The sequence below is a fragment of the Micromonospora sp. NPDC048898 genome (assembly GCF_043198035.1).
Taxonomy (GTDB): Bacteria; Actinomycetota; Actinomycetes; order Mycobacteriales; family Micromonosporaceae; genus Micromonospora.
Window position 1 is genome coordinate 1 of sequence record NZ_JBICUF010000039.1, and the last position, 7,251, is coordinate 7,251.

At 71.7% G+C, this 7,251-nt stretch carries 8 protein-coding genes; 4 read left to right on the forward strand and 4 right to left on the reverse strand.

Annotation, left to right across the window (positions count from 1 at the left end; genetic code table 11):
* The first annotated feature begins 149 nt into the window (after positions 1–149).
* Positions 150–764 (forward strand): hypothetical protein, encoded by a 615-nt coding sequence (locus ACGFIQ_RS36065; RefSeq protein WP_393250805.1) that lies wholly within the window; start codon positions 150–152, stop codon positions 762–764.
* Here the strand turns inward: ACGFIQ_RS36065 and ACGFIQ_RS36070 are convergent.
* The gene (locus ACGFIQ_RS36070) at positions 742–1,794 is read right to left on the reverse strand and encodes a hypothetical protein (RefSeq protein WP_393250807.1); all 1,053 of its coding nucleotides are present in this window, start codon (positions 1,792–1,794) and stop codon (positions 742–744) included. The genes ACGFIQ_RS36065 and ACGFIQ_RS36070 overlap by 23 nt on opposite strands.
* A gap of 292 nt (positions 1,795–2,086) precedes the next feature.
* Here ACGFIQ_RS36070 and ACGFIQ_RS36075 point away from each other — a divergent pair, with 292 nt between their 5' ends.
* Complete coding sequence (locus ACGFIQ_RS36075; protein WP_393250809.1) at positions 2,087–2,296, forward strand: hypothetical protein; 210 nt, start codon at positions 2,087–2,089, stop codon at positions 2,294–2,296.
* 294 nt (positions 2,297–2,590) lie between these two features.
* On the opposite strand, the gene ACGFIQ_RS36080 is transcribed toward ACGFIQ_RS36075, so the two are convergent.
* The gene (locus tag ACGFIQ_RS36080; RefSeq protein ID WP_393250811.1) at positions 2,591–2,821 is read right to left on the reverse strand and encodes a hypothetical protein; all 231 of its coding nucleotides are present in this window, start codon (positions 2,819–2,821) and stop codon (positions 2,591–2,593) included.
* Positions 2,822–2,917: 96 nt separating this feature from the next.
* Here ACGFIQ_RS36080 and ACGFIQ_RS36085 point away from each other — a divergent pair, with 96 nt between their 5' ends.
* Positions 2,918–3,655 carry a TetR/AcrR family transcriptional regulator C-terminal domain-containing protein gene (locus ACGFIQ_RS36085; RefSeq protein ID WP_393250813.1) on the forward strand — a complete coding sequence of 246 codons (738 nt, stop codon included), beginning with the start codon at positions 2,918–2,920 and terminating at the stop codon, positions 3,653–3,655.
* Positions 3,656–3,751: 96 nt separating this feature from the next.
* Here ACGFIQ_RS36085 and ACGFIQ_RS36090 read toward each other — a convergent pair whose 3' ends face one another.
* Positions 3,752–5,050: a cellulose binding domain-containing protein gene (locus tag ACGFIQ_RS36090; RefSeq protein WP_393250815.1), complete on the reverse strand. Its 1,299-nt coding sequence runs from the start codon at positions 5,048–5,050 to the stop codon at positions 3,752–3,754.
* 420 nt (positions 5,051–5,470) lie between these two features.
* On the opposite strand from ACGFIQ_RS36090, the gene ACGFIQ_RS36095 reads away from it, so the two are divergent.
* On the forward strand, positions 5,471–5,899 hold the full coding sequence (locus ACGFIQ_RS36095; protein ID WP_393250817.1) for a hypothetical protein: 429 nt from the start codon (positions 5,471–5,473) through the stop codon (positions 5,897–5,899).
* A gap of 32 nt (positions 5,900–5,931) precedes the next feature.
* Here ACGFIQ_RS36095 and ACGFIQ_RS36100 read toward each other — a convergent pair whose 3' ends face one another.
* Positions 5,932–7,107, reverse strand: a complete 1,176-nt coding sequence (locus ACGFIQ_RS36100) for an RNA polymerase sigma factor (protein ID WP_393250819.1) — start codon at positions 7,105–7,107, stop codon at positions 5,932–5,934.
* Positions 7,108–7,251: the final 144 nt, after the last annotated feature.

The window sequence follows — 7,251 nt, forward strand, 5'->3', positions numbered from 1 at the left end:
CGGCTCCAAGATCGCCCACTCACGATCCGTCAGATCGAAACGCGCCACGTCCTACCTAACGACCCACGCCCAAGATCCGCCAAGTACGCCCTAGTGCGCAGACGCAGGCCCCCGCAGGCGGGGCGTCCGGGTAGATTTCGCGGTCGGGCATGGGCGGAGGTGACCTCGATCGACCCCGGTACGGCGACATCGAACCGCCCGCGGTGGCGTGGGGCGGCGGCCCGTGCGCGCTGGCCGAGGCGGCGCGGATGAATCTCGCCGGGATTCGAGAGGACGTCGCGGTCATCGACGTCCTTCTCCAGGACATCGCTCGCCGTCCGGTGGACCTGGCGGATCCGGACTGGCAGGCGAAGCTGTCAGCCAGCGTGTCGCCGGTGGAGGAGGCCGGAGTGGCGGCCGAGGCGGCCGCGGCCCTGACCGCCCTGCTGGACGCCTATGAAGCCGGTGGCGAGGAGGTTCGGGACGAGGTCCGCCAGGTCTTCCGCGCACACCGCGCCTTCAGCTGGGGGGTTGCTCTCAGCGGCGGGTGGCCCTCCGCGACCGCCGAGTTTCGTCGGCGGCTGGTCCACATCTCCGCTCGGGACCAGTCGGAGGACCCGCGCGACGAGCTGGTCGGTCTCTGGGAGTTGTGCGCCTGGGCGCGCGGACGTGGCGTCGACGTCGAGCCCATCATTCACGCGGTCGCGGACATCTCCGGTGAGGTCGACCATTTCGGGATGGGGTCCACCCGCCTGCTGATCCTCAGGGGCCTGGAACACCGCTGACAGCACCACACCTCGCCGTCCGCTCCGGACGCGGCCGGGTGCTGAGGGCGTAACCGGCGGCCGTGACACCCAGCGCCACACCCCAGCCGAGGAAGACGAGCAGTGTGGCGGTGACCGCCCACCCGTCCCACACCTCCGACCACCGCAGCTCGCCCGCGATCAGTCGGTCGACGAGCACCGCGGCGCTCAGCACGCCGTAGGCGACAAGTGTGAGCGCCACCATCCCGGCCGGAATCACCGCCAGCAGCCGGGGAACCGGTCGACCGCGCAGCCCCGGCACCCAGCGCGGGAACTGCTGCCCCCACCGCTGTATCAGCCCGAGGACGAGCAGGCCGGCGATCGGTGGAGCGAGAGTGATCGCCACCCCCGTCGGCGTCGACAGGTCGCGGTGGATGTCGCCCAGTTCCCGCTCCGAGATGCCGAACGGAACGCCGAGCACCCAGAGCCCATGGGGTACGGCCCAGCCGACCACCGGCAGGGTGACCGCCGCGTACGCCCAGCGCCGTGTCCACCGGGGCACCGGCCGGTAGCCGGGGCTCACCGGTTCGCGCCGGGGACCGAACGCCTTCGCCAGCCCGGTGAACAGGATGCCCCCGGCCAGCAGGGCGAGCCGGGCACCGAGGTCACGCCAGTCCGAGGGACGTCCGGTCAACGCCACCGGGACCTCGAAGAGCAGGTGCAGCGGGAACGCGCCGACCAGGAGCAGCGCCGCCGCCAGCCAACTGGCCGTGGTCGCGGGGCGGCCGGGGGAGCGGAGTACGCACACGACCACCACCGCGAGGGCGACGATGATCGCCACCGCTCCCCAACCAGCCCAGAACGGCAACGTCTCGACCTGGTCGGCGCCGCATCCCCCCGCCGGATCGACCAGGTCGGTCCGGTCACAGGCGGTGTACGCCCACCGGCCACCGGCGATCCAGAACAGGCGCAGAACCAGCTCGCCGAGGAGGAAGGCGCCGCACGCCACCGCCCACGGTCTGGCCCGGTCGGCCACTGCGGATCGGTACGTTCGAGCAGTACGGTCGGACATCCCACTCCCTACGGACGGTGCCGCGCCGGCACACCGGGCCGCTCGTCGCCGTGCCCGCTGTCCACATCGGAACCCAGCGGGCACCAACCGGCAGCCATGGATCGATGATCTGTGGCGCCTGGCGATTCCTCCTCCCCGGCAGAGGGGACTGCGCTCCCTCGGCGAGGTGACATCCCCGCGCCGGCCGGGTGTGGTGTGGCACGAAAACCGACACCCCGGAGTGACAGATGCCGAACGGGTCCTGGGCGCGTCGTGCCGGAAGATCACCGAGGCCAGGCAGAAGGCGGCGAGGATGGCCGTGAGGGACGCGCGGGCAGCACAGCTGGCCGCCATGGACGGGCGGGCGACGAGCACCACGCGGCTGCGCTGGTTGGTCTGGGCCGGTTGTGCGGGTGGGTGTGGGCTGGGTGCGCGGCTGGTCTGGGGCTGGGGCGTGGGTTGGCTGCTCGGGCGGGCGTGGGTTGGGCATGTGCGGGCCCGCGCTGTCGGGCTCGCCGCTTGATCAACTCGGTTTTCATGAAGTGGGGCTGTCCCTGGCGAGCGGATGCCCCGACTTCCTGTTGATCAACTCGGGTATCGTTAAGTCGGCCCATCCTGGGCCGGCAGATGCCGCAACTTCCTGAAAGTCCCGAAGGTCAGAGCCCGACTTCCTGGGAGGCTCGCGCGGAAAGGGCGGCGGTGGCCAGCCTGCGGACGTTTGCGGTAGCCGGGTCGTCCAACGGCGGACCGCCCCGGCGGGTGTGCAGCCGAGGCGGTCCGGTTCGCGCGTGATGGTCTCAGCCGTGTCGGCGGGCGTTCAACCGGCGGTGTCGGAGTAGACCTCCACGTCGTAGAGCAGTTGCACGTGCCGGCGGCCGTTGGTGATGCCGACGAAGGTCGGCTCGCCGGCCGGGGTGCGGCCCTGGCGCCACACCTCCGCGCGCGCCGCCTCCCGCGACTCGTGATGGGTCCTGCCCTCCTGGTGGAGCTGGAGAACGCGACGGGCGGTGATCCGGTCGCTGTCGAGGTGCACACGTAGCAGAGGCATTCTCCGACCTCCCTGCCGACCGGTACGGCCAACCTTCGCTTGTTCAGCTAGCTTACCGATGTTAAGTCGCCTGTCCAGTGGACTAGAGTGGTGGTCATGACCACCGCAGAGCCGGGCGTACCGCCGATGCCCACGGCCGGACGACGAGACGGCCGCGCGTCGTCGCCGGTATGGCTGCGCGCGGAGTCACCACGTCCGGCACGAAGAGCGCCGCTGACCCTCGGGCGCATCGTGGACGCGGCGGTGACGCTGCTGGACGAGCGTGGCGTCGAGGGTCTGACCATGCGCGGCCTCGCCCAGCAGCTCGACGTGACGGCTACCGCCCTGTACTGGCACGTGAAGACCAGGGACGACGTTCTGGACCTGGCCGTTGACCAGATCTTCGGCGACGTGCCCATCCCGGACGTGAGCGACGACTGGTTGGAGGACGCCCGCCTGCTCGCCCGAGCCTGGCGCGCCGCCATGCGACGTCATCCCTGGGCGCCAAACCTGGTGGGACGTCCGATGCTCGGGCCCAACGTCCTCGCCCGTACCGAATTCCTGCAGTCGGCGCTGGTGCGCGGCGGCTGCCACGGACTGCAACTCGCGGTGGCCACGCGGATGCTGGCCAACTACGTCATCGGTGCCGCGCTCACCGAAGCCACGTGGCACCAGAGCGCGGATCCGCACGCGCGGGCGGCGGCCCGCGACCACATCGCCGCGCGGGCCGACACCTACCCGACCCTCGACGCCTCCGGCCATCTCGACGACACCCGATGGGACGACGACCTGCTGTTCGAGGAGGGCCTCGACGGCATCCTCCGGGCAGCGGCGCGGACCGGGCCGCCGGAATGACCGGCGCGCCGCTGGCGTGACGGTGGGGGCAGGGTCGGTGGTCGAGCCGAAGGGCCCGGAGCCACTGGCTCCGGGCCCTTCGGGTTCGCCCTCTGCTCAGGGGCTGGTGCAGGTGGTGGTGGGCGGGGTGGCGCTGTCGCCGGTGGCGGTGAACCCGAAGGTGGTCGACGTGTTCGGGGCCAACGTGCCGTTGTAGGCGGCGTTCCGGACGGTGACGCTGCCGGTGGTGCCCGTGTTGGTGCCGCTCCAGAGGCTGCTGATGGCCTGGCCACTGGCCAGGGTCAGGCCGACGGTCCAGCCGTTGACGGTGGCGGCGGTGGTGTTGGTGACCGTGACCTCACCCTGGAAGCCACCGGGCCAGTTGTTGACCATGCGATAGGTGGCGGCGCAACTGCCCGGCTCCCCGGTCGGCGGCGGAGTGGTCGGCGGGGGAGTGGTCGGGGGCGGAGTGGTCGGCGGGGGCGTGGTCGGCGGAGGGGTCGTGGGGGGAGTGGTGGACTGGAACTGGCTGAAGAATCTCCAGATCTCCCCCGAGGTCCAGGTCCTGGAGTCGTTCGGGCTGGACCCGTCTACCGGGCTCGGGGTGTGGTCTCCGTCGAATGCGGCCCACTGCACGGGATAACCCTCTCGGCAGCCCGCGTAGGTGGTGGTGATGTGGGTGCCGCTGCCCCGGCTCGGTTCGCGGGGGCTCTGCGCGGTGCAGCCGTTGTTCCTGACGAACGTGTCGCGCAGCGACCGGCCCTGCGAGATGTTCAGCACGCTGTCGTAGATGCCGTGGATGCCGAAGTAGGGAACGGGTTGGGTGCCACCGTTGCAACCACTGAGATTGGCGCCGGACAGGACGGCGACCGCGCGGATGACTGTTGGCCGGGCACAGGCCACGGCGTAGCTCATCGCGCCGCCGTAGCTCCAGCCCAGGGCGAAGCGTTGGGTCGTGTCGACGCAGAGGTCGTTCTCGACCTGTCGGGAGATGTCGTCGAAGAGGGTCAGGTCCCGACCGTTGGTGTTGGCCCAACCGGCGTTGATGCCCTGGGGTGCGACGAAGATCGTGGTGTTGTTCGACAACGGCGCGAGCCCGTAGTAGCCGGCCGAGGCGACGTTGTTGGCCGAGCCGTTCAGCCAGTGGAAGCCGAAGATCAGCCGGTGGGGCTTGTTTCTGTCGTACCCGTCCGGGATCCGCAGGATGTAGGTGCGACTCTGCCCGCCGCTCTGGATGGTGCGTGTCCCGTTTGCGAGCGTGGGTGCCTTGCCGCAGCCGGCGGTGGCCGCGAGCGTGCCGTTCGTCGCGGCCACCGCTTCCGGGCCGAAGCCGCCGTTGAGCACGCCACCGGCGGCCGCCGCGAGGAGAACCGCCGCGCCCGCGATGACCGAGAAGAGCTGTCTATGCTTCGCCATTGTTGACTCCTTGCCACTGGTGGTGGTGCGGGACCGGCTCCGGCGACCGCCGGCCGCGCCCGTGGTGACACCGGGACGTGGATGACGGTTGCCGGCCGGTGTGGCGTGCGGCGCCGTACCGTCGCTGCCGGGTGTCCGCCGCGACGGGCGTGGGAAGCTGGGGCATGCGGCCGGACCGAGGTCGTCCGGCAACCGCCCGCGGTCGCCTGGCATCGGCGGAGCGGCCCGGACTGGTCACCGACTGGCAGGGGCGGCCGGAGGGCGTCGCCCTCGGCGTGCCGATGTCGATCGGCTGGGGTGCGGGGAAGCGTGCCCTGCGCTCCCGCGCCGGAAAGATAGCATGGCATCGATGTCTTGCTCAACCGTCCGAGGGCACACCCCCACCACAGGCCGAAGACGGCCATGGAGCGAGGAGTCGCAATGAACGTGGCTACCCTGGCCGGCGGCCTTGTCGCGCTCTTCATCGCCGCGGCAGCGCTCGTGAGCGTACGCAGGCGCGGTCCGGCATCCGGTTCCGTTGGTCTGCTGCTGAGACTCCTCGCGGTCGCGGCCACCGCCTGGATCGTCATCGCGTTGCTGCCGTTCACGATCGACGACAGTGGCGGTGCGGTCAGCTATCTGCTCGGTGTGCCGGTGGTCGCGGCCGTGTGCCCCCTCGTTGCCGACCTGACCCACCGCGCGGTCGGCATCACCACGACGGTCTCGGCGCTGGTGCTGCTGCTGTGGGCACTCCTGCTGGGCCTCGGCGTCGGTCTCTGGTTCGTCCTCCCGGCTCTGCTGCTGGGGATGGCCGCGATCGCCACCGTGCCTGGCCGAGGCGCGGCGGTGCCGGAAGACCGGGATGCCTGAAGCCGCCTGCCAACCCGGGGTGCTGCGGACGATCAGTACTGCCGTCGCACGTCCGCCAACCGCTCGACGAGGAAGGCACGCTCCACGTCGTTGCCGGTGAGGGTCAGCGCCTCCTCGTAGGCCGTCACGGCCTGGGGCCACCGCCCCAACTGGCGCAGGAAGTCGGCGCGGGCCGCGCTCAGATACCCGTAGGTGGCCAGGGCCGGGTCGGCGAGCATCGGCGTGAGCGCGTCGAGTCCGGCCTCGGGGCCGTCGCGCAGCCCGATCGCGACGGCACGATTGAGGCCGACGACCGGCGACGGCCACAACCGGAGCAGGGTGTCGTAGAGCCCGACGATCTGGTTCCAGTCGGTGCCCTGCCAGGTGGGCGCCTCGGCGTGCACGGCGGCTATCGCGGCCTCCAGGGCGTACCGGGTCGGTGGCCGTCGGCGCAGCGCCTCGGTCAACAGCGAGAGGCCCTCGCCGATGAGCTGCCGGTTCCAGCGGCCGCGGTCCTGCTCGGACAGCAGCACCAGCCGCCCGTCGGCGGACCTGCGGGTGTCCTGGCGTGCCGTGGTGAGCAGCAGCAGTGCCAGCAGGGCGCTGATCTCCGCGTCGGTCGGCATGAGCAGGTGCAGCATGCGGGCCAGCCCGATCGCGCAGTCCACCAGATCCTGCCGCACCAGGTGCGCGCCCACCGGTGCGGTGTGGCCGGTGGTGAAGATGAGATGGACGACCTCGAGTACGGCGCCGGTCCGCTCACCGAGCTGGTCCGGGCCCGGTACCCGGTACGGGATGCGAGCCGCGGCGATCTTCCTCTTGGCCCGGGTGATCCGGGCGGCCATGGTGCTCGACGGCACCAGGAACGCACGCGCCACCTCCGGAGTGGACAGCCCGCACACCAGGCGCAGGGTCAGCGCGACCCGCGCCGGCCTGGACAGCGCGGGGTGCACGCAGGTGAAGATGAGGCGCAGCCGGTCGTCGACCAGGCAGTCATCGGGGCCCGGCATCGTCTCGTCCGCGACGAGCAGTGGCATCTTGCGACGGAACACCGACTCACGGCGCAGGACATCCCGGGCCCGGTTGCGAGCGATGGTGGTGAGCCAGGCACCCGGCCGGTCGGGAACGCCACTCTCGGCCCAGGTCTCCAGGGCCTGCGCGAACGCGTCCTGGGTGCACTCCTCGGCGAGATCGAGGTCGCGGGTGAGCTGGGCGGTGGTGCTGAACACCTGGGCCCAGTCGCGGGGGGGGGCCGGGGGGCCCCCCCCCCCCCCCGGGCGGGGCCCCCGGGGGCCCCCCCCCGCCCGCCCGCCCCCCCCCGGGGTGGCGCGCGCCCCACCGGCCGCCGTGGCCCCCCGGCCCCCCCCCCCGGC

Bases quoted from the DNA above. Each gene is read 5' to 3' on its own strand.
- ACGFIQ_RS36065 (WP_393250805.1), top strand. From the start codon at position 150: ATGGGCGGAGGTGACCTCGATCGACCCCGGTACGGCGACATCGAACCG.
- ACGFIQ_RS36070 (WP_393250807.1), bottom strand. From the start codon at position 1,794: ATGTCCGACCGTACTGCTCGAACGTACCGATCCGCAGTGGCCGACCGG.
- ACGFIQ_RS36075 (WP_393250809.1), top strand. From the start codon at position 2,087: ATGGCCGTGAGGGACGCGCGGGCAGCACAGCTGGCCGCCATGGACGGG.
- ACGFIQ_RS36080 (WP_393250811.1), bottom strand. From the start codon at position 2,821: ATGCCTCTGCTACGTGTGCACCTCGACAGCGACCGGATCACCGCCCGT.
- ACGFIQ_RS36085 (WP_393250813.1), top strand. From the start codon at position 2,918: ATGACCACCGCAGAGCCGGGCGTACCGCCGATGCCCACGGCCGGACGA.
- ACGFIQ_RS36090 (WP_393250815.1), bottom strand. From the start codon at position 5,050: ATGGCGAAGCATAGACAGCTCTTCTCGGTCATCGCGGGCGCGGCGGTT.
- ACGFIQ_RS36095 (WP_393250817.1), top strand. From the start codon at position 5,471: ATGAACGTGGCTACCCTGGCCGGCGGCCTTGTCGCGCTCTTCATCGCC.